At 67.1% G+C, this 21,858-nt stretch carries 26 protein-coding genes; 14 read left to right on the top strand and 12 right to left on the bottom strand.

What is annotated here, in order from left to right:
* Position 1: 1 nt before the first annotated feature.
* From QGN32_RS02435 to hypD, 8 genes are read left to right on the top strand one after another with little or no spacing between them, the layout of a single operon-like run.
* Positions 2-265 (top strand): HypC/HybG/HupF family hydrogenase formation chaperone, encoded by a 264-nt coding sequence (locus QGN32_RS02435; RefSeq protein WP_326547087.1) that lies wholly within the window; start codon positions 2-4, stop codon positions 263-265.
* Positions 262-2,568 carry a carbamoyltransferase HypF gene (gene hypF / locus QGN32_RS02440; protein ID WP_326547088.1) on the top strand — a complete coding sequence of 769 codons (2,307 nt, stop codon included), beginning with the start codon at positions 262-264 and terminating at the stop codon, positions 2,566-2,568. The genes QGN32_RS02435 and hypF overlap by 4 nt, the downstream gene beginning before the upstream one ends.
* The gene (locus QGN32_RS02445; protein WP_326547089.1) at positions 2,565-3,293 is read left to right on the top strand and encodes a DUF6390 family protein; all 729 of its coding nucleotides are present in this window, start codon (positions 2,565-2,567) and stop codon (positions 3,291-3,293) included. The genes hypF and QGN32_RS02445 overlap by 4 nt, the downstream gene beginning before the upstream one ends.
* Positions 3,290-4,018: a HypC/HybG/HupF family hydrogenase formation chaperone gene (locus QGN32_RS02450; protein ID WP_326547090.1), complete on the top strand. Its 729-nt coding sequence runs from the start codon at positions 3,290-3,292 to the stop codon at positions 4,016-4,018. The genes QGN32_RS02445 and QGN32_RS02450 overlap by 4 nt, the downstream gene beginning before the upstream one ends.
* Positions 4,015-4,701: a D-sedoheptulose-7-phosphate isomerase gene (locus QGN32_RS02455; protein WP_326547091.1), complete on the top strand. Its 687-nt coding sequence runs from the start codon at positions 4,015-4,017 to the stop codon at positions 4,699-4,701. The genes QGN32_RS02450 and QGN32_RS02455 overlap by 4 nt, the downstream gene beginning before the upstream one ends.
* Complete coding sequence (hypE, locus tag QGN32_RS02460) at positions 4,698-5,792, top strand: hydrogenase expression/formation protein HypE (RefSeq protein WP_326547092.1); 1,095 nt, start codon at positions 4,698-4,700, stop codon at positions 5,790-5,792. Before QGN32_RS02455 ends, hypE begins: the two co-directional genes overlap by 4 nt.
* A 14-nt stretch (positions 5,793-5,806) precedes the next feature.
* Positions 5,807-6,079, top strand: a complete 273-nt coding sequence (locus QGN32_RS02465) for a HypC/HybG/HupF family hydrogenase formation chaperone (protein WP_326547093.1) — start codon at positions 5,807-5,809, stop codon at positions 6,077-6,079.
* Between the two features lie 10 nt (positions 6,080-6,089).
* Positions 6,090-7,217 (top strand): hydrogenase formation protein HypD, encoded by a 1,128-nt coding sequence (gene hypD, locus QGN32_RS02470; RefSeq protein ID WP_326547094.1) that lies wholly within the window; start codon positions 6,090-6,092, stop codon positions 7,215-7,217.
* A gap of 87 nt (positions 7,218-7,304) precedes the next feature.
* On the opposite strand, the gene QGN32_RS02475 is transcribed toward hypD, so the two are convergent.
* On the bottom strand, positions 7,305-7,553 hold the full coding sequence (locus QGN32_RS02475) for a hypothetical protein (protein WP_326547095.1): 249 nt from the start codon (positions 7,551-7,553) through the stop codon (positions 7,305-7,307).
* A 315-nt stretch (positions 7,554-7,868) separates the two neighbouring features.
* Here QGN32_RS02475 and QGN32_RS02480 point away from each other — a divergent pair, with 315 nt between their 5' ends.
* On the top strand, positions 7,869-8,309 hold the full coding sequence (locus QGN32_RS02480) for a hypothetical protein (protein WP_326547096.1): 441 nt from the start codon (positions 7,869-7,871) through the stop codon (positions 8,307-8,309).
* A 6-nt stretch (positions 8,310-8,315) separates the two neighbouring features.
* On the opposite strand, the gene QGN32_RS02485 is transcribed toward QGN32_RS02480, so the two are convergent.
* Complete coding sequence (locus QGN32_RS02485; RefSeq protein ID WP_326547097.1) at positions 8,316-8,510, bottom strand: DUF3046 domain-containing protein; 195 nt, start codon at positions 8,508-8,510, stop codon at positions 8,316-8,318.
* Between the two features lie 9 nt (positions 8,511-8,519).
* Positions 8,520-9,692, bottom strand: a complete 1,173-nt coding sequence (locus tag QGN32_RS02490; protein ID WP_326547098.1) for a glycosyltransferase — start codon at positions 9,690-9,692, stop codon at positions 8,520-8,522.
* A gap of 42 nt (positions 9,693-9,734) precedes the next feature.
* Between QGN32_RS02490 and QGN32_RS02495 the strand changes: the two genes are divergently transcribed.
* Positions 9,735-10,175, top strand: a complete 441-nt coding sequence (locus QGN32_RS02495; RefSeq protein ID WP_326547099.1) for a limonene-1,2-epoxide hydrolase family protein — start codon at positions 9,735-9,737, stop codon at positions 10,173-10,175.
* Positions 10,176-10,179: 4 nt separating this feature from the next.
* On the opposite strand, the gene pspM is transcribed toward QGN32_RS02495, so the two are convergent.
* The 5 genes from pspM to pgsA form a co-directional block, all read right to left on the bottom strand.
* Entirely contained in the window at positions 10,180-11,010 is an 831-nt protein-coding gene (gene pspM / locus QGN32_RS02500) for a phage shock envelope stress response protein PspM (RefSeq protein ID WP_326547100.1), read from the bottom strand.
* 13 nt (positions 11,011-11,023) lie between these two features.
* Positions 11,024-11,839 carry a phage shock protein PspA gene (pspA, locus tag QGN32_RS02505; protein ID WP_326547101.1) on the bottom strand — a complete coding sequence of 272 codons (816 nt, stop codon included), beginning with the start codon at positions 11,837-11,839 and terminating at the stop codon, positions 11,024-11,026.
* 113 nt (positions 11,840-11,952) lie between these two features.
* The gene (gene clgR / locus QGN32_RS02510; protein WP_326547102.1) at positions 11,953-12,273 is read right to left on the bottom strand and encodes a transcriptional regulator ClgR; all 321 of its coding nucleotides are present in this window, start codon (positions 12,271-12,273) and stop codon (positions 11,953-11,955) included.
* A 131-nt stretch (positions 12,274-12,404) separates the two neighbouring features.
* Positions 12,405-12,893 carry a CinA family protein gene (locus QGN32_RS02515; RefSeq protein ID WP_326547103.1) on the bottom strand — a complete coding sequence of 163 codons (489 nt, stop codon included), beginning with the start codon at positions 12,891-12,893 and terminating at the stop codon, positions 12,405-12,407.
* Positions 12,871-13,467: a CDP-diacylglycerol--glycerol-3-phosphate 3-phosphatidyltransferase gene (pgsA, locus tag QGN32_RS02520; RefSeq protein ID WP_326547104.1), complete on the bottom strand. Its 597-nt coding sequence runs from the start codon at positions 13,465-13,467 to the stop codon at positions 12,871-12,873. The genes QGN32_RS02515 and pgsA overlap by 23 nt, the downstream gene beginning before the upstream one ends.
* A 69-nt stretch (positions 13,468-13,536) precedes the next feature.
* Here pgsA and QGN32_RS02525 point away from each other — a divergent pair, with 69 nt between their 5' ends.
* A complete protein-coding gene (locus QGN32_RS02525; protein ID WP_326548897.1) occupies positions 13,537-14,019 on the top strand; it encodes an amino-acid N-acetyltransferase in 483 nt (160 codons plus the stop codon).
* 48 nt (positions 14,020-14,067) lie between these two features.
* On the opposite strand, the gene QGN32_RS02530 is transcribed toward QGN32_RS02525, so the two are convergent.
* The gene (locus QGN32_RS02530) at positions 14,068-16,557 is read right to left on the bottom strand and encodes an FtsK/SpoIIIE family DNA translocase (RefSeq protein ID WP_326547105.1); all 2,490 of its coding nucleotides are present in this window, start codon (positions 16,555-16,557) and stop codon (positions 14,068-14,070) included.
* A 98-nt stretch (positions 16,558-16,655) separates the two neighbouring features.
* Between QGN32_RS02530 and QGN32_RS02535 the strand changes: the two genes are divergently transcribed.
* The 3 genes from QGN32_RS02535 to QGN32_RS02545 all read left to right on the top strand — a co-directional run bounded on the left by QGN32_RS02535 (position 16,656) and on the right by QGN32_RS02545 (position 18,304).
* Positions 16,656-17,108 (top strand): DUF2834 domain-containing protein, encoded by a 453-nt coding sequence (locus QGN32_RS02535; RefSeq protein ID WP_326547106.1) that lies wholly within the window; start codon positions 16,656-16,658, stop codon positions 17,106-17,108.
* A 69-nt stretch (positions 17,109-17,177) separates the two neighbouring features.
* On the top strand, positions 17,178-17,492 hold the full coding sequence (locus QGN32_RS02540; RefSeq protein WP_326547107.1) for a putative quinol monooxygenase: 315 nt from the start codon (positions 17,178-17,180) through the stop codon (positions 17,490-17,492).
* Positions 17,492-18,304, top strand: a complete 813-nt coding sequence (locus QGN32_RS02545; protein ID WP_326547108.1) for a mycofactocin-coupled SDR family oxidoreductase — start codon at positions 17,492-17,494, stop codon at positions 18,302-18,304. Before QGN32_RS02540 ends, QGN32_RS02545 begins: the two co-directional genes overlap by 1 nt.
* Before the next feature lie 85 nt (positions 18,305-18,389).
* Here QGN32_RS02545 and QGN32_RS02550 read toward each other — a convergent pair whose 3' ends face one another.
* The 3 genes from QGN32_RS02550 to thyX form a co-directional block, all read right to left on the bottom strand.
* Positions 18,390-20,069, bottom strand: a complete 1,680-nt coding sequence (locus tag QGN32_RS02550; protein ID WP_326547109.1) for a ribonuclease J — start codon at positions 20,067-20,069, stop codon at positions 18,390-18,392.
* Complete coding sequence (gene dapA / locus QGN32_RS02555; protein ID WP_326548898.1) at positions 20,069-20,917, bottom strand: 4-hydroxy-tetrahydrodipicolinate synthase; 849 nt, start codon at positions 20,915-20,917, stop codon at positions 20,069-20,071. Before dapA ends, QGN32_RS02550 begins: the two co-directional genes overlap by 1 nt.
* Positions 20,918-20,995: 78 nt before the next feature.
* Positions 20,996-21,748, bottom strand: coding sequence for an FAD-dependent thymidylate synthase (thyX, locus tag QGN32_RS02560; protein ID WP_326547110.1), 753 nt, complete (start codon positions 21,746-21,748; stop codon positions 20,996-20,998).
* Between the last annotated feature and the right edge of the window lie 110 nt (positions 21,749-21,858).

Below are 21,858 nucleotides of genomic sequence, written 5' to 3' on the forward strand. Positions count from 1 at the left end.
CGTGTGTCTGGGGATACCGGGTCAGGTCGTGACGATGCTCGAGGGATACGGTGGTCAGCTCGCCCTGGCCGACGTCGCCGGTGAACACCGCAAGGTCAACGTCGGTATGCTGCCGGAAGAAACCTTCGCCCCCGGCGACTGGGTGATAATCCATATGGGTTTCGTCGTGGAGAAGACCGACAAGGCCGGGGCCGACGCGGCGATGGCCGGGCTGGAGTTGATGGGAAGGGGCGAATCTATCTCGGGTATCGGGGATTCGCCATGACCACGCGGTCTCGGATGCGGGTCTACGCGCACGGCGTGGTGCAGGGCGTGGGGTTCCGGCCGTTCGTGTACACGACGGCAGCCGCGTTGGGCCTGACGGGCAGTGTTCGCAATGACAGCTCCGGCGCCGTCATCGAGATCGAGGGCGAGGCCGTCGACGTCGACGCGTTCCTGACGCGGCTGCGCGACAGTCCCCCGCCTCTGGCCGTGATCGAATCGCTTGACATCGAGCGGCTTCCGATCGCGGGAGGAACCGGGTTCGTCATCGCCGACACGTCGCGGACCGACGGCGCGCGCACCCTGACGTCCCCCGACGTCGCGATGTGCGCGGACTGCGCCGCAGAACAACGCGATCCGGCGAACCGGCGGTACCGACACGCGTTCGTCAACTGCACCAACTGCGGGCCCCGCTTCACGATCATCGACTCGCTGCCCTACGACCGGCAAGCCACGACGATGGCGGCCTTCCCGATGTGCGCGGACTGCGCCCGCGAATACCACGATCCCGCCGACCGCAGGTTTCACGCCCAGCCCGTCTGTTGTCCTGCCTGCGGGCCGACAGTGACATACCGCGACGGCGATGGCACCGCGACCGCCGGCGAATCCGCGCTGCGACGAGCACGTCGGCTGCTGAGCGACGGCGGTGTCCTCGCGGTCAAGGGAATCGGTGGTTACCACCTGGCCTGCGATGCCGCCGACGAACGCGCCGTCGCCGAGTTGCGGAAGCGGAAGCGGCGTGGCGACAAACCGTTCGCCGTGATGACACCCGATCTCGAGACCGCCCGTGGCCTCGCTGTCGTCGACGACGCGTCGACGCGGCTGCTGACCGGCCCGCAGCGCCCCATCGTGTTGGTGCCGCGAGCAGTCGGGGCCCCGGTCGCCGAATCGGTGGCGCCGCGCAACCCGGACCTCGGAATCCTGCTTGCCTACGCCCCACTGCATGCGCTGCTGTTCGGCCTGCCGGGCGACGAACCCGGACCGACAGCGTTGGTCATGACGTCGGGCAATCTGGCCGGCGAACCGATCTGCTTCACCGACGACGCTGCGGTCGAGCGGCTTTCGCCCCTCGTCGACGGTTGGCTCCTGCATGACCGGGAAATCCTGGTGCCGTGCGATGACTCGGTCATGCGGATGGTTACCTTCGGCCGTGCCGACAATCACGGTGAAGTCGTGTCGTTGCCGATCCGGCGCTCGCGGGGTTATGCGCCGCTGCCCGTCGCATTGCCCGTGCCGGTGGCTCCCACGCTCGCAGTCGGGGCCGACCTGAAGAACACCATGGCGGTGGCCGAAGGCCGGTACGCGTGGTTGAGCCAGCACATCGGCGACATGGACGATCTGGCCACGCTGTCCGCGTTCGATTCCGCCCAGCAGCATCTTCAGGAATTGACGTCGGTCGCACCGGAGGTACTCGTCGCCGACGCGCATCCGCTGTACCGGTCCACCATGTGGGCGCAACGCAACGCGGCAGGACGTCCGGTCAGGACGGTCCAGCATCATCATGCGCACATCGCCGCGGTGATGGCCGAACACGGCCTCGACGGGTCCACCCAGGTTCTCGGCTTCGCGTTCGACGGAACGGGCTACGGGCCCGACGGAGCGATCTGGGGCGGCGAGGTGCTGTTGGCCAGTTACAAAGGCTTTCAACGGCTCGCGCATCTGAAGTATGTACCGCTCGCCGGCGGCGACATCAGCGTGCGGCGCCCCTATCGAATGGCGTTGGCACATCTGCGATCGGCGGAGATCGCGTGGGATGCCGACCTGCCGTCGGTGTCGGCCTGCCCGCCCGACGAGCGCAGGGCGCTGGCCCACCAACTGGAGACGAATCTGGGCTGTGCCCCGACCTCCAGCATGGGCCGGCTGTTCGACGCGGTGGCCTCGCTCACCGGCGTGCGTCAGGTGGTGGACTACGAAGCGCAGGCGGCGATCGAGTTCGAGGGCCTCTCCCGCGGCGTCGATTGCGGATCGGAGTCTTATGAGTTCGGCTGCGGGTCGGCGGCGTCGATCGATCCGGCTCCCTTGCTCCGCGCCGTGATCCGTGATCTTCGGGCCGGTGTGTCGGCGTCTGTGATCGGAGCCCGATTCCATCGGGCGGTCGCCGATCTGGTCGTCGAGATCGCGTGCACCCACGCCGACCCGTCTCGACCGGTGGCGCTGTCAGGCGGGGTGTTCCAGAACGCCCTACTGCTCCAACTGACGCTGACCGGGCTGCACGCCCGGGGGCTTCGCGCGATCACGCACCGCATCGTGCCGCCCAACGACGGCGGTATCGCGCTGGGCCAGCTGCTGGTGGGGAATGCCGAATGAACCGCATCAGAAAGCCCGAGGGCCATTTGTTGTTCGACCGGTACGCCTATCCGCCGAACGAGCTCGGCTATTGCGGGCCGACGGGAGGCGGCGGCACGTGTGGGCTTGCCGCCCACGCACGGGAGTTCGACGGCGCCTGGCCGTATCTGTCGGCGATCGCCGAGGCGGTCGGTGCTTCCGATGTGCTGGACGAAGAAGTCGTCCGCACATACTGGGTCGGTGGCCGGGCGCTGGGCAAGGTCGACCCCGCGCACCTTCTCACCCGACTACGTTTGGCGTTCACCGGCCAGGTCACCGGGTTGCTCGACGCGGTGCCGGCCAGCACAGACGTTCTGGCCCATCACAGCTTCCACGTCTTCGTGGTCTATCCGTGGGTGAAGTTCCTGCGCCGGGACGCGATGACCGCGGTGGGCGTCATGCAGGATTGCCGCATCCGGTGGGGGACGGTCGTGTCGGTCGCCGGTGAGCGGACAGAGATCGTGTCTCGCCCCCTGCGCTACGTGAATGGTCGGCTGACGCTCGGCGATCCACGCCCCGAATGGGTCGGATGGAGAAAGCGGGGTTTGTCGCTGGCACCCTCACCGGAACCGGGAGCAGTCGTTTCCGCCCACTGGGCCTGGGTCTGCGGGATACTCACCGACGAGGAGTGCGCCGAGCTCGAAGCGGCCACCCGGACAACGCTTGATCTTGTGAATTCCGTTCTCGGACAGGAAAAATCGATATGACCACCATTGATCGACCGTACGTCGACGAGGAGCTGGCCGCGGATCTGGCCGCCGCCGCGCTGGATCTGGCCCGCAGGTTCCACGCCGGCGCGACCTTGTGGGTGATCTCGCCGCAGTGGGAACCACACGCCCACCACATCGCCGTGGAGTTCGTGCATCCGGTGATCATGGGTAAGCGGGCACTCCCGTCGGTCGCCCTCGTCGAACCAGACCCCGTGGCCCAGGCGAGGGTGGCCAGCCGGCCCGGTGATCTGCTGATCGCGGTGGCGGCGGCGGACGAACCGTCGGTCGTCGATGCCATGCGCCGCGCGCAGGCATGGGGAGTCCTGACGCTGTGGATCGGCTCCGGCCCGCGTCCGCCGGCCGGCGCGGCCAACCACATCCTCTGGGTCGACACCGACGACCCGATGGTTCCCGCGACCGGGGCGTTCGTTTTGCTCTATCACCTTTTGTGGGAGCTGACCCACGTCTGCTTTGAGCATCCGGGACTGCTGAAACCGGCCGAGTGCAGCGACGACGCCTGCGTGACGTGCAGCGACGAAGGGCGCCTCGGCGAGGTGCTGTTGGAACCGGTCGACGCCACCGGTTCGGCGCTGGTGCGCACCGCCGAGGGCGAGGAGTGGGTCGACGTCACGCTGGTCGGCGACGTCGCCCCCAACGATCTCGTGTTGTTGCACGCCGGCGCCGCCATCGCGCGCGTCGAGTCCGAGGAGGTGCACCGATGAGCGACTCCGACCCCACCGGCTTCCTGTATCCGTTCATCGAGTCGGAGGAGACCGACGCGGCAAGCCTGCTCACCGACCTCGCCGCCTCGGCACGCGGCAAGGCCGGCGAAAGCGCCCGGCTGCAAGGAGAATCGCTCGAACGGTACGGCGAAGCGCTCACCGCGGCCGGAACGCAGATGGCCGAACGGTTCGGCCGGGGCGGCCGGCTCTACACGTTCGGCAACGGCGGCAGCTCCACCGACGCCGCGACGTTGGCCTCGCTGTTCAGCCGACCGGCACGCGGGCGACCGGTCGCCGCGTGGTCGCTCGCCGCCGACAATGCCGTAGTGACCGCACTGGGTAACGACGTCGGGTTCGAGCTGATCTTCAAACGCCAGATCATCGCCCACGCGCGCGACCGCGACGTGGCGATCGCGCTGTCGACCTCCGGCAACTCCGACGACTTGATGACGGCGATCACCGAGGCCAAGCGGCGCGGCTTGCTGACCGTCGGCTTCTCGGGTCACGACGGCGGTCGGATGGCGGCCACCGAAGACCTCGACTTCTGCTTCACCGTCGGATCCCAGAGCATCCACCGCATCCAGGAAAGCCACGCGATGCTCGGCTACCGGCTCTGGTCGGTGGTGCAGACGCACATGCGAACAGACCCCGCCCGCGCACGAAACGGAGCACACGCGAGATGACCCAAGCAGCGAGCGCGGCCGAACGCGAGGACCGCGTGCTGGAACGCATCGACAAGTTCCGCAAGCGTCGACCGCGTCTGCTCGACGAGGTGATAACACTCGCGCACGGGGCCGGCGGCAAGTCGTCGGCGGCACTTGTCGACGCGGTGTTCCTCGAAGCCTTCCGCAACGACGAACTCGAACAACTCGGTGATGCCGCAGCGCTTGCGACCCCGTCGGGCGAACGGCTGGCCTTCTCCACGGACTCCTACGTCGTGTCCCCACGGCGCTTTCCCGGCGGGTCGATCGGCCAGGTAGCGGTGCACGGCACGATCAATGACCTGGCGGTCTCGGGCGCGCGCCCGCAGTGGCTGTCCGCGGCGTTCGTGATCGAGGAGGGCTTCCCGATCGCCGAACTTCGCGAGATCGTCGCCGACATGGGTGAAGCGGCGCGCAGCGCGGACGTGCAGATCGTCACCGGCGACACCAAGGTCGTCGGCAGGGGCGCCGCCGACGGCGTCTACATCTGCACCACCGGTGTCGGACTGATCCCCGAGGGCAGAAAACTATCCGGTGATCTCGTCCAACCCGGCGACAAGGTGGTGCTGTCCGGCACCATCGGTGAACACGGGATGGCGGTCATGCTGGCTCGCGGCGATTTGGCGATCGACGCCGACATCGCCTCGGACACCGCGCCGGTGCACGAACTGGTGGAAATCCTTCTGGGCGCGGCACCGTCGACACGGTGGATGCGCGACGCGACCCGCGGCGGTGTCGGCACGGTGGCCAACGAGCTCGTCAGGGACGCGCCGTTCGCGGTGATCCTCGACGAGGAGAGGCTCCCCGTGCAACCGCAGGTGCTGGGGGCGTGCGACATGCTCGGCATCGATCCGCTCTACGTGGCCAACGAGGGCAAGTTCGTCGCCATCGTGCCGGCCGCCGAAGCCGACGCCGCGGTCGCGGCCTTACGCACGCATCCGCAGGGTGCACAAGCCGCGGTCGTCGGCGAGATCGTGCCGGATCCACACGGAATCGTCGCTCTGCGAACGTCATTCGGTGGCAGCCGGATAGTCGACATGCTCGTCGGCGACCCACTACCGCGAATCTGCTGAAAGGAATCCTGCTGATGTGTCTGGGCATTCCCGGTCAGGTGGTCGGCATCGTCGACGCCGAACAGTCGCTGGCCACGGTCGACGTCAACGGCGTGCGACGGACGATCAGCGTGCGCCTGCTGGCCGATGACAACCTCCAAGTCGGCGATTGGGTCCTGGTTCACGTCGGGTTCGCCATGGCCAGGATCGACGAGGACGAGGCCAAACTGACACTCGACCAGGTGCAGAAGATGGGCGCCGACTACGCCGCCGAGATCGAAGCGTTCAACTCGTCCGAAATCGCTTGAGAGGCTTGCCATGAAGTTCGTCGACGAATTCCGCGATCCGGCGGCCGCGCGGGCGCTGGTCAAATCGATCACCGAGCTCGCAGGCAGCGATGAGTTCAAGTTCATGGAGGTGTGCGGGGGCCACACCCACACCATTTACCGGCACGGCATCGAGCACCTGCTACCGGAGACGGTCGAGTTGGTGCACGGACCCGGATGCCCGGTGTGCGTCATCCCGATGGGGCGCGTCGACGACGCGATGTGGCTCGCCGAGCAACCCGACGTCATCTTCACGACCTTCGGCGACATGATGCGGGTACCCGGATCTCGAGGCAACCTCATCGAAGCCAAAGCCCGCGGCGCCGACGTGCGGTTCGTCTACTCCCCGCTCGACGCACTCAAGATCGCCCTCGACTGTCCGGACAAACACGTGGTGTTCTTCGCGGTCGGCTTCGAAACGACGGCGCCCTCCACCGCCGTGACGCTCGTCCGCGCCCGCGCGCTGGGCGTGCAGAACTTCAGCGTTTACTGCAACCACGTGACGATCGTTCCGCCGATCAAGGCGATCCTCGAGTCACCGGACCTCCGGTTGTCCGGCTTCCTGGGTCCCGGGCACGTCTCGACGGTGGTGGGGTTGCGGCCGTACCGGTTCGTTCCCGAGGTGTACGGAAAGCCGTTGGTGGTGGCGGGTTTCGAGCCGCTCGACATCCTCGCTTCGGTGCACATGCTGCTGCAGCAGATCCGTGAAGGACGCTGCGAGGTGGAGAACCAGTACACGCGGGTGGTCCGTCCCGAGGGCAACACCCAGGCTTTGAAGCTGATGGCCCGGACCTTCGAACTGCGGCCGCATTTCGAGTGGCGGGGCCTGGGATTCATCTCGCAGAGCGCGCTGAAGATCCATCCCGACTACGCGGACTTCGACGCGGAGAGAAGGTTCGCCATGCCCGGTGTGCGAGTCGCCGACCCGAAGGCGTGTCAGTGCGGTGAGGTGCTCAAGGGCGTGATCAAGCCCTGGGAGTGCAAGGTGTTCGGCACCGCCTGCACGCCGGAGACACCAATCGGGACGTGCATGGTCTCCGCCGAGGGCGCCTGCGCGGCGTACTACAACTTCGGCCGGTTGCACCGGGAAACGGCGCTGGTGCTGGGTCAGCGCGCGTGACGCCTTTGGCGCTCAACGCACGCTTGTCGTACGCGTGTGGAGAGTAAGGGCGTCAACAAGCGTGCGATGGGCGTGCGCTTCGGGTGCTCAACAATTTCTCCTGGTGATGTTCTGCTGGGCCTTCCGGTAGGTGGACATCCAGTAGTTGGCGTTGTCCATGTCTCCCTGGCGCTCATAGTGGTCGGCGTTGGCCAACGCCTGGTAGGCCGCGTTGGCCAACGCGGCGCAGGTACCATCGCGTGGCTTGGCCTCCGCCACGGAGGGAGCGATGCCGGCCAGGGCGGCCGTCAGTGCTGCGGCAGCCGCCGCTCGTTTCAGATGAGTACGTGTGTCCATGTGAGCTCCTTCTAGTTTGGGCGGGATTTCGCCGCTTGCTTGAGAACGTAGGAGTGGCCGCGTTGTGCGCGCATCGCTCAGCGGGGCCATCTTCGACCGATGGCCCGTTTCGGCTATCTCGCAGGAGTCCCAAACAATGCGGCTTCGACGACCGCGGCCACCCCGACACATGCTCACGTAAGGTGAACGCACGTGCGCCGGAAGTGTCTTTCTTGAGCTGCTCAGATTAGTGTGCCCACCCGTGGATCGAGGATAAGCGGGTATCCCTTCTCTGCGTCGCCGCAGTCCTTGTGGCGCGTGTGAGGAGTAGCAGCCATGTCAGAGCCGGAAGAGCAGGGAAAGCGTGGTACCGGATCAGATCAACCATCAGGCGGGGTAGACCGACCTTCGGGCACCTATCAGGGCGATGAGTCCGTACCCGCCTACGACGACGGCGGCAAGCCGGATTTCCAGACGGCTTTCACCAACGAGCCGCCCAAGGACGTCAAACCCGCGGTACCGCCCTACGAAGGGCGGCAAACCTCGGCCAAGCCGGCCGGCGGCCGAGACGAAGGTGGCGAACGAACCGCCGGCGCGGTGAAGCCCGTCGCGGATGCGGAGGGCAAGAGCCCGCCACCGGACGAGACTCCCGGCGGGGCCACCGCGTCTCCGGCCGACCATCAACCCGCGTCGCAGATGCCCGAGTCCGACCGCGAGGACGATCGCGTCGGTCCGTCACACACCGCGGGTACCGGTCGCGCCGAGGACAAACGCTAGCGATTTTCACCACCGATCACGCGGAACGTCGAAATCCGAGCACAGAGCGCGCCAGACGTCCCGCGGATCGACTCCGTCCTCGATGGCCTGCGCGGCGGTCCGCCCTCCGAACCCGTTGAGCACGTGGTCGACGAGCAGCGACGCGCCGCGTACCGAGCCGAACTGCTCTTCGACGAGTTCATGGAATTCCGTCAACCGCACCAGCCCAAACTACGCCGAGGCGGTCAGCGCTTCATGGCACACCCGTACCGGATCTTCGACATCGGCAACCGACGCCCCGGCCCGTCGCGCCGCGGCGCGGTAGGCCGGCGTGCCCAACACCTCGCGCACCGCCCGTGCCAACGTCTCCGAAGTGAGAGGCCGCACCAGCTGGGCGCTCCCTTGGCGCACAACACGATTCGCTATCTCCCATTGATCGCCGCCGCCCGGCACGATCACCATCGGCACACCGGCCAACAGCGCCTTGGCCACCGTCCCGTGCCCCCCACCGCAGATCACCAGGTCGGCATGCGACAACAACTCGTCCTGGCGGCCCAGTCCGACGATCGCCCACGGGGGCACGTTGCGATCGGGTCCCTCCAACCGCGACACCACCACCCGCGAACCGGCGGGCAGCACGTCGCCGGGCACCAGCGTGTTCAGCGCCAGGTCGGTGAGCCCTCCTGCGCCCGTCGCCGCCGTCGACGGGGCAACCACCACGACCGGTCCGTCACCCGCGGGCAGCGTCAGCACCGACGTCGTCGGCTCGTAGTGCAGCGGGCCGACGACGACGGCTTCGGGCGGCCAATCGGGGCGCGGCACCTCCAGCGCGGGCAGTGTCGCGATGAGACGTCGAAGCGGTCCCGGATCCTCGGCCGGCAGGCCGATCCCGACACGAGCCTCGGATCGCTGCCGGAGCCCGGCGCGCCACGACCGCGCGCTCAGCGCGCGCAGCACCGCGTCTCGAAACCGCCCCCGCACACCCCTTCCGACCGCCAGCCCGCTGCCGATCGGGGGCAGGCCCTTCGACGGCCGGTACAGCGGATGGGTGTTCAGTTCGACCCATGGCACGCCCAGCAGGTCGGCGGCCAGCCCGCCGCAAGCGGTGATCGAATCGGACACGACCAGATCGGGCTTCAGCGCCGCGATGCGGTCCCTGTTGAGCACCGCCATCCGGGCGGCCCGCTGATGGATCTTGGCGCCAGCGTCGGCGTCGTCGTCGGCCGACGTCGGATCCAGGCCATCCAGTTCGCAGGCGTCGATGCCCTCGCCGCGTGCCGTGTCGAGCCATCGGGTCCCCGTGAACAGCGTTGGTGAGTCGTGCGCGACCAGGAACCGCAGGCACAACGCGATAGCCGGGAAGGCGTGCCCCGGATCGGGTCCTGCCACCACGGCAACGCGCACTTGGCCTACCCTGCCACACCGCCTCGGCACTAGGCTTGCCCCATGACCGACCAGGCTTCCGGACTGAGCACCGACGTCGACAACATCCGGGCGGTGGAGACTTTCCTGTATGCCCTGCAGGACGAGGATTACGACACCGCTGAGGGGTTGCTGGCCGACCACGCCGAATGGCATAACGTCGGCTATCCCACGATCCGCGGCCGCCGGCGCATCATCGGCCTGATGCGCCGCGGTCAGGGCCGCGTCGGCTTCGAGGTGAAAATGCATCGCATCGCGGCCGACGGTAACTCCGTGCTCACCGAACGCACCGACGCGTTGATGTTCGGGCCGGTGCGCGTGCAGTTCTGGGTATGCGGGACGTTCGAAGTGCACGCCGGCCGAATCACGTTGTGGCGCGACTACTTCGACACCGTCGATATGCTCAAGGCCATCCTGCGCGGTGTCGCCGCAACGCTGTTCCCGTCGCTGCGTCCCACGATGTAGCCGGTTACGCGCCGCGGATGTGGCCGAGTTCGTCGAACGCCTGCGCCCAGCCGATGAGGCGGTCGGTGGCGTTGGACAACTCGTCCCGATAACGCTGTTGCCACATCGGCGAGGTCGACGTCGGACCGGCGTTCGCAGCTGACACCAGCTGCGCAGCGGCACTGACCATTTCGTTGTACTGACGGGCGCCGTGGTCCAGTTGTGCGGTGAAGGCGCGGATGGTGTGCGCCAGATGGTCGCGTGACTGCGGCGTGGAGTGGATGACGCGCTCCATCGACGTCACCTCGTTCGCGGTCGCGGCCATGGTGGCGGCGGTGTGGTTGGCCGCGGCGGTCAGCTCGCGAAGCTCGTCCGCGGGCAGCATCCGTCCCCGCTCCATCACGCCGAGCAGCGAGAACAACCCGCGCTCGGAGGCCGCCAGCGCCGCCATTGGCTGGCGCGCGGCCGATCCCCACGGTGGCAGCCGTCGGGTGGCACGGGATCGCGGTGGCGGTAAGGGCTCGCGCCGCAGCCATCGGTAACGCAGGAACGTCAGCGTGGCCAAGAACGCCGCACCGACCGCGATCGGCGACGGAATGAGCAGCGCCCAGGCAGGGGTATCCCATGCCGCCACCAATCCGGTCACGCCGATCCAGAACACGCAGGAGATCGTGAAGAAGACCGTGAATCGCAGCGCCCAGCGCCGTTTGCGCAGCAGCTTCGCGCGCGGGTCCGCGGCGGCGTTCAGTTTGTCGGCCAGCACGTCGGACCACTCTGCTGCCGTGTCTATTCCGTTCTGGATACCCCGCTGCACCATCGAGCGCCAGGGCTCGGGTCGACTCGTTCGCGAACTCACTGGTGGTCCTTGGTTATTGGGACAGCGGGTTTTCCGGCGTCGCCTGCTGTGGATTGGCCGCCGGGGTCGCCGGCTGCGCGGCGGCACTACCGCCGGCGGGCAGCTGCTCGCCACGCATCGAGGCGCGGATCTGCTCCAGCCGCGAATGCCCGGCCATCTGCACGCTGGCCTGCTGAACCTCCAGCATGCGGCCCTGCACGGAATTCTGTGCCAGCTCGGCCTCGCCCATGGCGTTGGCGTAACGGCGCTCGATCTTCTGGCGCACCTCGTCGAGGCTGGGCGTGGTACCCGGGGCGGCCAGCTCGCTCATCGACCGCAGCGACGAGCTCACCTGCTCCTGCATCTTGGCCTGTTCGAGCTGGGAGAGCAGCTTGGTACGCTCGGCGATCTTCTGCTGCAGCATCATCGCGTTCTGCTCGACGGCCTTCTTGGCCTGACCTGCCGCGTTCAGCGCCTGGTCGTGCAGCGCCTTGAGGTCCTCGACGCTCTGCTCGGCGGTGACCAGCTGGGCGGCGAACGCTTCGGCGGCGTTGTTGTACTCGGTGGCCTTGGCGGCGTCGCCGGATGCGGTGGCCTGATCGGCCAGGGTCAGCGCCTGCCGGACATTGACCTGCAACTTCTCGATCTCCGCGAGTTGACGGTTGAGGCGCATCTCCAACTGACGCTGGTTGCCGATCACCTGGGCGGCCTGCTGGGTCAGTGCCTGATGCTGGCGCTGGGCTTCCTCGATGGCCTGCTGGATCTGCACTTTCGGGTCGGCGTACTCGTCCACCTTGGAGCTGAACAGCGCCATGAGGTACTTCCACGCCTTGACGAACGGGTTGGCCATGTCAGTTCACTCCGCCTTCGTGTCGTTGTCTCGGACTCGCCGGCCCGGCTTACCGTGCTGCCAATCTATCGGGTCGGCGCGCATCGCCACACCCACTCAGTGCCGCAACTGGGTCAGGCGACCGCCATGGACACAACCTGCGGAATGACGACCTTGGTCGCGGCGTCGATGTTCGCGGCACCCGCGAACGCTGCGCGCTCCTCGCGCTCCATCTCCTGACCGGCGTCGGAGAGTACCCGTGACAGCGGAACGTCGAGAGCGCCGCAGATCGCGTTGAGCAGTTCGCTCGAGGCTTCCTTGCGTCCGCGTTCGACCTCGGAGAGGTAGCCCAGGCTGACGCGCGCAGTATCGGAGACTTCGCGCAGGGTGCGTCCCTGGTCGACGCGGGCCCGACGCAGCACATCGCCGATCACCTCGCGAAGCAATGCCGTCATCGTGCTCTCCCTCCGGAGTCGGTGGCTGGGGATCTAGTAGGGCATCTAGTAGGGCATCTAGTAGGGCAACGCCGCGGGCGGGCCCGTTGGTTCCCGGATCGCGCGGATCATTGCAGGTATCACTGGTGGGTTCACTGCTCCTCGATGGCCGACCGCAGTCGTGCGACGGCCTCCTGGACCGCCGCGAACCGGATCTCCCACCTCGATCCGGCCAGCGCCAACTCGACGACCTCGGTCTCTACGGGTCCGGCGATTCCGAGGAACACCGTGCCGACCGGATGGCCGCCGTGTGGTTCGGGTCCGGCGACCCCGGTGAGGCCCACACCCCAGGTCGCCTCGCAGCGCTGTTGGGCGCCGACCGCCAGCGCCCGCGCGGTCGGCCCCGCGACGGGGCCGACCTCGTCGAGCACCTCGCGTGGCACCCCGGCCAGCGAGATCTTCGTGCCCTCCACATAGGTGATCAGGCCGCCGCGCAACACCACGCTCGCCCCCGCCACGCCCGCCAGCGTCGCCGCCAGCAGACCCGCAGTCAGGGATTCGGCGGTCGCCACGGTCTGGCCGCGCACGGTGAGGTCGGCCACCAGCGCGCGGGCGTCGTCACAGATCAGCGGGTCGACCACGGGAGTCCCTGATCGCGGAAACGACGTAATCGACGCCGGTGATGACCGTCAGGACCACCGCCGCCCACATGATCACCCAGGCGACGGACAGCCACGCACCGGACAAGGGCAGGATGAACAGTCCGATCGCCACCGCTTGAATCAAGGTCTTGAGCTTGCCGCCCCGACTGGCGGGTATCACCCCGTGCCGCAGCACTGCGAACCGCAGCACCGTGATGCCGACCTCCCGGATGAGGATCACCACCGTGATCCACCACGGCAGGTCGCCCAGCATCGAAAGCCCGATCAGCGCTGCGCCGATGAGGGCCTTGTCGGCGATGGGGTCGGCCAGTGTGCCGAACTCCGTCACCATGCCGTAGCTGCGGGCCAGCGCCCCGTCGAACCGGTCGGTGATCACCGCGATGCAAAACACCACGAATGCGGCTATCCGCCAAAATGTTTCATGACCGTCACCGAAAAAGAGCAGCACCAGGAAGACGGGAACCAACACCATCCGCACGCCGGTGAGCACATTCGCGACGTTCGCTACACGGGCGCGCGGAACCAGCGGATCGGTATGGGGTTGGCCCGACACCGCAACAGAATATCGGTTGCGGTGAGCCGATACTCTCCACGTGTGAGCGCAGAATCCGGCGAGGTCGTCGTGCGGCGTGCGCGAACCTCGGATGTCCCCGCCATCAAGGCCTTGGTCGACATCTACTCCGGCAAGATCCTGCTGGAGAAGAACTTGGTGACGCTCTACGAGGCCGTGCAGGAGTTCTGGGTCGCCGAACAGGGTGGCGAACTGATCGGCTGCGGCGCCCTGCACGTGCTGTGGTCCGACCTCGGCGAGGTGCGCACCGTCGCGGTGCACCCGAAGGTCAGGGGCCATGGCGTCGGGCATGCGATCGTCGACCGGTTGCTCGACGTCGCCCGCGAACTGCGCCTTCAGCGGATCTTCGTGCTCACCTTCGAAGTCGACTTCTTCACCAGGCACGGGTTCAGCGAGATCGACGGCACACCGGTCACCGCAGAGGTCTACGAAGAGATGTGCCGCTCGTATGACACGGGTGTCGCGGAGTTCCTCGACCTGTCCTACGTCAAGCCGAACATCCTCGGCAACACGCGAATGCTGCTCACGTTGTAGCGATTTCGGTGCGCTACCGATCGCGTGGCGACTTGTTGCGCACCGAAATCACTCGTCGTCGTCGTTGTCGCTACCGATGTCCCCGCCGCGGATCAACGCGAGCGTTGCGGCCAACTCATCGGGTTTGACGAGCACCTCGCGAGCCTTGGACCCCTCGCTGGGCCCGACGATGCTGCGGGTCTCCATCAGATCCATGAGCCGGCCGGCTTTGGCGAACCCGACGCGCAGTTTGCGCTGCAACATCGACGTCGACCCGAACTGGCTGGACACCACGAGTTCGACCGCCTGCAGGAAGACGTCCATATCGTCGCCGATGTCCGGGTCAACGTCGGTGCGCTCGCTGTTGGTCTTGGCGTTCGTGACGCCCTCGGTGTACTCCGGTTCGGCCTGCGCCTTGGTCGCCTCGACGACAGCGTGGATCTCGTCGTCGGTGATGAAGGCGCCCTGCAGTCGGATCGGCTTGTTGGCGCCCATCGGCAGGAACAGCCCGTCGCCCATGCCGATCAGCTTCTCGGCACCCTGCTGGTCGAGGATGACGCGGCTGTCGGTCAACGACGAGGTGGCGAACGCCAGGCGCGACGGCACGTTGGTCTTGATCAAACCGGTGACGACGTCCACCGAAGGTCGCTGCGTGGCCAGCACCAGGTGAATGCCTGCGGCGCGGGCCTTCTGGGTGATGCGCACGATCGCGTCCTCGACGTCGCGCGGGGCGGTCATCATCAGGTCGGCCAACTCGTCGACGATCGCGACGATGTACGGGTAGGGCTTGTACTCACGCTGGCTGCCCAGCGGTGCGGTGATCTCACCGGAGCGGACCTTCTTGTTGAAGTCGTCGATGTGGCGCACCCGTGAGGCCTGCATGTCCTGGTAGCGCTGCTCCATCTCCTCCACCAGCCACGCCAGCGCGGCGGCGGCCTTCTTGGGCTGGGTGATGATCGGCGTGATCAGGTGCGGAATGCCCTCGTAGGGCGTGAGTTCCACCATCTTCGGGTCGACCAGGATCATCCTGACCTCCTCCGGCGTGGCCCGCACGAGCAGCGACACCAGCATGGAGTTCACGAAACTCGACTTGCCCGACCCGGTCGAGCCGGCGACCAGCAGGTGGGGCATCTTGGCGAGGTTCGCCGAAATGTACTCGCCCTCAATATCTTTGCCCAGGCCGATGACCAGCGGGTGGTGGACGCCCCGGGTGGCCGGGTCGGTGAGCACGTCGGCGAGCCGGACCATTTCCCGGTCCACGTTGGGAACCTCGATGCCGACCGCTGACTTGCCGGGTATCGGTGCCAGCATCCGGACGCTTTCGGTCGCGACCGCGTAGGCGATATTGCGTTGCAGCGCAGTGATCTTCTCGACCTTGACGCCGGGGCCGAGTTCGACCTCGTAGCGGGTGACGGTCGGGCCACGGGTGCAGCCGGTGACCGATGCGTCGACCTTGAACTGGTCGAGTACCTCGGTGATCGCCTCGATCATGCGGTCGTTGCCGGCGCTGCGGCGTTTGGGCGGATCGCCGGTGATCAGCAGATCCAGCGACGGTAGCGCGTACGGTCCGTCGACCACACGGTCCAGTGACAGCGCCTGCTGTTTGGCGGCCTTCTTCTTGCGAGTCTTGGCGGTCGGCTCGGGAACCGTGGGCGCCTCGTCGGAGATCGGATAGTTCTCCATGGGCGTCCGCGTCGGCCATGCCTGATCTGCGTCGCCGTACCCCGACTGATCGTCGGGTGGGCCGGGTGGGAGTGAGTTGTCGAAGTAACCGTCGGAGAAGTCCTCGGACTCGGAGATGACGGCGGTGTCCTCGTCGTCGTATTCCTCGTAGTCGTAGTCGTAGGGCCGCGTGGAGAACATCGCGCGGACGGTCGACGGCACTTCGCGGATGGTCGTTCCGGTCACCAGCAACACGCCGAACAGCACACCGATGAACAGCAGAGGCGCGGCGATCCAGGGTGTCAGCCCGTCGGAGAGCGGACCGCCGATCGCGAAGCCGAAGAAGCCCGCGGCATGTTGCCGGGCGCCCGGGTCCTGCGGCGAACCGGCCCACAGATGCCACAAGCCGAGTGCGGGCAGCGCGATCATCGCCGAACCGAGGATCAGCCTCGGCCTGGCATCTGGATCCGGTTCGGTGCGCATGAGCGCGATTCCCACCGCGGCCAGCGCGAGCGGAACGAGCACGACGGCGGCACCGATCAGCATCCGCACGAACGTGTCGAGCCACTCGCCCACCGGGCCTGCGGCCTCGAACCACGAACTCGCGGCGACGATCACAGCCATGCCGAGTAGCGCCAGCGCGATGCCGTCGCGGCGATGACCGGGTTCGAGGTCGCGGGCACGACCGACCGAACGCGCGGTGGTGCCGGCGCCCTTGGCCAGTATCAGCCAGCCCGCCCGCACACCGCGCCCCACCGAGGCGCCCGCCGACGAGATCGCCGACGGGTTCCGGCGACGCGCCGGCTTACGCCGCGGTGCCGTCCGGTTGCCCGCTCGCGAACCCGTCTTTGACCTGCTGGAACGGTTTCCGGAACGGGCGGCGGTCTTACTAGGCATGCCTGTAAGACTAGTCGCTGCAGCCCCAAGTTCACCATCTGCCACACGGGTAACAGATCCGTATCGATTGACGCCCTTTCGCGACATACCGTGCGGAAATGACCGATACCGACAGGCCGGCAGGGCTGCCGACCGCCACCAAGGTGCTCTGCACCAGCTACGCCGCCATCGCGCTCGCCGCGTTGATCGCGACGTGGAGCCAGAATCTGGCCTACGCCGAGCGCGGGGCCGAGTTCTTCTCCGTGTTCTGGGAGGACACCAAAGTCAACGCCGCAGCGCGTTCGATCACCGCCGATATCACCTTGTTTCTTCTTGCCGCGGTGATCTTCATGGTGCTCGAGGCCCGCAAGCACGGCATCCGATTCGTCTGGGTCTACGTCGTCGCCTCGTTCTTGATCGCGATCAGCGTGACGTTCCCGTTGTTTCTGCTCGCGCGAGAGTTACGTATCCACCGAACCGAAGCGCCGCGGATCGGGGCTGTGGACACCGTCGGCCTCATCGTGGTCGCGATAGCCGCGGCGGCCTTCACGATCTGGGTCGACGTGGTCTGAGGTCCCCGCGGTGCGGTGAGTAGGCTGTGCACTCGTTCAGCCCGCACTCAACGAGGAGTCCCGCCGCCCATGCCTGTAGTCGTCGTCGCGACCATGACCGCCAAACCCGAATCCGTTGACACCGTTCGGGAGGCGTGCAAGAACGCCATCGAGGCAGTGCATACCGAACCCGGCTGTGAGCTCTACGCGTTGCACGAAGCCAACGGAACCTTCGTGTTCGTCGAGCAGTGGGCAAACGAGGACGCGTTGAAGACCCACAGCACCGCACCGGCCATCGCGACGCTGTTCGGCGCGGTCGGCGAGCACCTCGACGGTGCGCCGGACATCAAGATGCTGCAACCGGTTGTCGCGGGTGATCCCAGCAAGGGCGCCCTGCGGCCCTGATGTCCGGGCTCGCAGGCAAAGTCGCGTTCATCACCGGCGCCGCCAGGGGTCAGGGCCGCGCGGAGGCGGTCAGGCTGGCGGCCGATGGCGCGGACATCATCGCGGTCGACATCTGCGACCAGATCGCTTCGGTGCCGTACCCGCTGGCGACAGCGGACGATCTCGCCGCGACGGTCAAGCTGGTCGAGGACATCGGCGCGCGAATCGTGGCGCGCCAGGCCGACGTTCGCGACCGGGACGGCCTGGCTTCGGCGTTGCAGGCGGGTCTCGACGAGTTCGGCCGCCTCGACATCGTCGTCGCCAACGCCGGTATCGCCCCGATGCAGTCGGGCGCCGATGGGTGGCGCGACGTGATCGACGTGAACCTCACCGGGGTGCACCACACGGTCGAGGTGGCGAAGGAACCGTTGATCGCTCACGGCGATGGCGGCTCGATCGTGTTGACCAGTTCGGTGGTGGGCCTGGTCGGGATGGGCAGCGACGACCCCGGCGCGATCGGTTACGTCGCGGCCAAGCACGGCATCGTCGGCCTGATGCGCCTGTACGCCAATCTGCTTGCGCAACACAATATCCGAGTGAACTCGGTGCATCCGGCCGGCGTGGACACCCCGATGATCAACAACGACGCCACTCGGGAGTGGCTGGGCAGCATCGCGGACAAGACACCGCAGGAGATGGGCAACGCGCTGCCGGTACAGGTGTTGCAGCCAGAGGACATCGCCAACGCGGTGGCGTGGCTGGTCTCCGACGCCGCGCGTTACATCACCGGCGTCGCACTTCCCGTCGACGCCGGGTCGGTCAACAAGCGCTGAGAAAGCGCCGAAAGAGAAACCATGGCTGTGGTCATCGCGAATCAGCGACCATGAATGCTATTTCGCGGCGAAGCAACAGCCGCCGTCAGATCTCGATCACCGTCGGCACGATCATCGGCTGGCGCCGGTACGTCTCCCCCACCCACTTTCCGACCGCCCGCCGCGACGCCTGGGCGATGCGGTTGACATCGGTGACACGTTCGGAGACAAGGGCTTCGAGCGCCTCCTCGATCCTGCGGCCGGCCGGTTCCAGCGCCTTCGGGTCCTCGGAGAAGCCGCGCGAGTGCAGGTGTGGCGGGGCCGCCGGCTTACCGGTACCGCGCTGGACGACGACGGTGATACCGATGAATCCCGAAGAGAGCGTGAGCCGATCACCGACCACGGCGTCGCCCACGTCACCAGTGACGAGACCGTCGACGAACATCTTCCCGGTCGGCACCGCGCCGGCGATCGACGCCCGGCCCGCAACCAGATCGACGCTCACCCCGTTCTCGGCGAGCACGATGTTCTCCTCCGGAACCCCCGTGCGGGCCGCCAGGCCCGCGTTGGCCCGCAGCATCCGCCAGGTGCCGTGCACGGGCATCACATTGCGCGGGCGCACGCCGTTGTAGAGGAACAGCAACTCTCCGGCGTAGGCGTGTCCGGAAACATGCACGCGGACTTGCGCATTGGTCACGACGCGGGCGCCGATCTTGGCCAAGGCGTCGAGCACCCCGAAGATCGCTTCCTCGTTACCCGGTATCTGCGACGACGACATGATGATGAGGTCGCCCGCCGTCAGCGTGATACTGCGATGCTCGCCGCGCGACATCCGCGACAGCGCCGCCATCGGTTCGCCCTGCGTACCGGTGGTGACCAGCACAACGCGCTCGGGGGCCATCATCTCCGCTGCGCCGATGTCGACGATGTCGTCATCGTTGGCCAGCGTGAGATAGCCGAGTTCCTTGGCGATCCCCATGTTGCGGACCATCGACCGGCCGACGAAAGCCACCTTGCGGCCGAGTGCCACCGATGCGTCGATGATCTGTTGCACACGACCGACGTTTGAGGCGAAGCAGGCGACGATGACGCGGCCCTGTGCGCTGCGGATCAGCCGGTGCATGTTCGGGCCGATCTCGCTCTCCGATGGCCCGACCCCGGGGATCTCGGCGTTCGTGGAGTCGCACAGAAACAGGTCCACGCCGGCATCGCCCAGTCGCGACATTCCGGGCAGGTCGGTGGGTTTGCCGTCGGGCGGCGACTGGTCGAGCTTGATGTCACCGGTGTGCAGCACGGTGCCGGCGCCGGTGTGGATCGCGATGGCCAGACAGCCGGGAATCGAATGGTTGACGGCGAAATACTCGCACTCGAACACACCGTGCCTCGAGCTCTGCCCCTCGTCGACTTCGACGAAGACGGGCTTGATGCGGTGCTCGCGGCACTTTTCGGCCACCAGCGCAAGCGTGAACCTCGAGCCGACGACCGGGATGTCGCGCCGTAGTTTGAGCAGGAACGGAATCGCGCCGATATGGTCCTCGTGCGCATGGGTGAGCACCAGGGCCTCCACCTCGTCGAGGCGGTCTGCGATGAGGCGCAGGTCGGGCAGGATCAGGTCGACGCCGGGCTCGTCGTGCGTCGGGAACAACACTCCGCAGTCGACGATCAACAGTCGGCCCAGATGCTCGAAAACGGTCATGTTTCGGCCGATTTCGCTGATCCCGCCCAATGCAGTGACCCGCAATCCGCCTGGGGCCAGCGGCCCCGGTGGGTTGAACTCTTCGTTCACTACCGCAGCACCGCGGCCGCCCGCATATCTGCGGCCAACTCGTCGAGTTGTTCGGCAGTGGCAGGCACCTGCGGCAGCCTGGGATCGCCGGCCTCGAAGCCCTGCAACCGCAAGCCCGCCTTCGACAGCGTCACCCCGCCGAGGCGGGCTTGAGCGCGCTCCAGCGGTCCGAGGGTGACGTTGATCTTGCGCGCCGTCGCGATGTCGCCGGACTGGAAGGCCGAGAACATCTCTCGCAGGTGGCTGGCGGCCACGTGTCCCCAGACGCTGACGAAACCGACGGCGCCCATCGCCAACCAGGGCAGGTTCAGCGCATCGTCTCCGGAGTAGTACGCCAGCCCGGTCTCGGCGATGATCTGCCCGCCGCCGTGCAGATCGCCCTTGGCGTCCTTCACGGCGACGATGTTGGGATGTTCGGCAAGCTTGCGGATGGTGTCCCAGTCGATCGGAATGACCGAGCGCGGCGGGATGTCGTACAGCATCACCGGAAGGTCCGTGGCGTCGGCGATCGCGCCGAAGTGCGCGATCAGACCCGCCTGCGGCGGCCGCGAGTAGTACGGCGTCACCGCCAGTAACCCGTGGGCGCCCTCGGCGGCGGCAAGCTTCGCTCCGTGCACACTGTGCGCAGTGTCGTACGTGCCGATCCCGGCGACGACGCGTGCGTGGTCACCGACCGCCTCGAGCACCGCGCGCAACAGCGTGATCTTCTCTTCGTCCGTGGTGGTCGGGGACTCGCCGGTGGTACCCGACAGCACCAGACCGTCACAACCGGAGTCGACGAGCCGGTTGGCCAACCGGGCCGCGGCGTCGGTGTCCAGCGAGCCGTCGGCCTGGAACGGAGTCACCATCGCGGTCAGCACGGTGCCCAACGGGGCCGTCGCGTCGATTCCGCTGGTGGTCACGGCGCTCAGATTACTCGCTTGTCGTCACGCTTCCGTGGCCAGAGGGGACGTGGCGACCTCCGTGCCATCTGCCAGCGTGTAGACCTCGAAGTCGCTGAACACCTGCGGTGCCACGTCGACGAGTCGGCGCAGGCATTCGATGGCGAGTCGGCGAATCTCCACGTCGGCGTGCTCGCTGGCCCGCATGGCGATGAAGTGCCGCCATGCCCGATAGTTGCCGGTGACGACGATCCGAGTCTCGGTGGCGTTCGGCAGTACCGCGCGCGCGGCCTGGCGCGCCTGCTTGCGCCGCAACACCGCATTCGGCTGGTCAGCGAACTTCGCCTCCAGCCGTTTGAGCAGTTCGGTGTAGGTCGCGCGGCTCGCGTCGGCGGCGGCGGCGAAGATCTCAGTCAGCTCGGGATCGTCCTCCATGCCCGGCGGCACCACCACTTGCGCTTCGTGCTCCGGGACGAACCGCTGCGAGAGTTGCGAGTACGAGAAATGGCGGTGCCGGATCAACTCGTGCGTGCACGACCGCGAGATGCCGGTGATGTAAAAGGAGACCGACGCATGCTCGAGCACCGAGAAGTGTCCGACGTCGATGATGTGGCGGATGTAGCCGGCGTTGGTGGCGGTCCGAGGATTGGGCTTCGACCAACTCTGATAGCACGCCCTGCCGGCGAACTCGACCAGCGCCGGTCCACCGTCGGCCTCGGTTTCCCAGGGCACATCCGGCGGTGCCAGGAACTCCGTCTTGGCGATCAGTTGCACGCGCAGCGGCGTGGTCTCGGCCACGGCTCACCCTAACGTGGTCCGCCATTGTGATCGTGGTGCGTCCGGCCCGACCCAACAAAGCATGAGAATTCAGGTTTCGACCGTGAGCGGGCCGGGAACAAAGCGATTCT

Source organism: Mycolicibacterium sp. ND9-15 (genome assembly GCF_035918395.1).
Lineage (GTDB): Bacteria > Actinomycetota > Actinomycetes > Mycobacteriales > Mycobacteriaceae > Mycobacterium.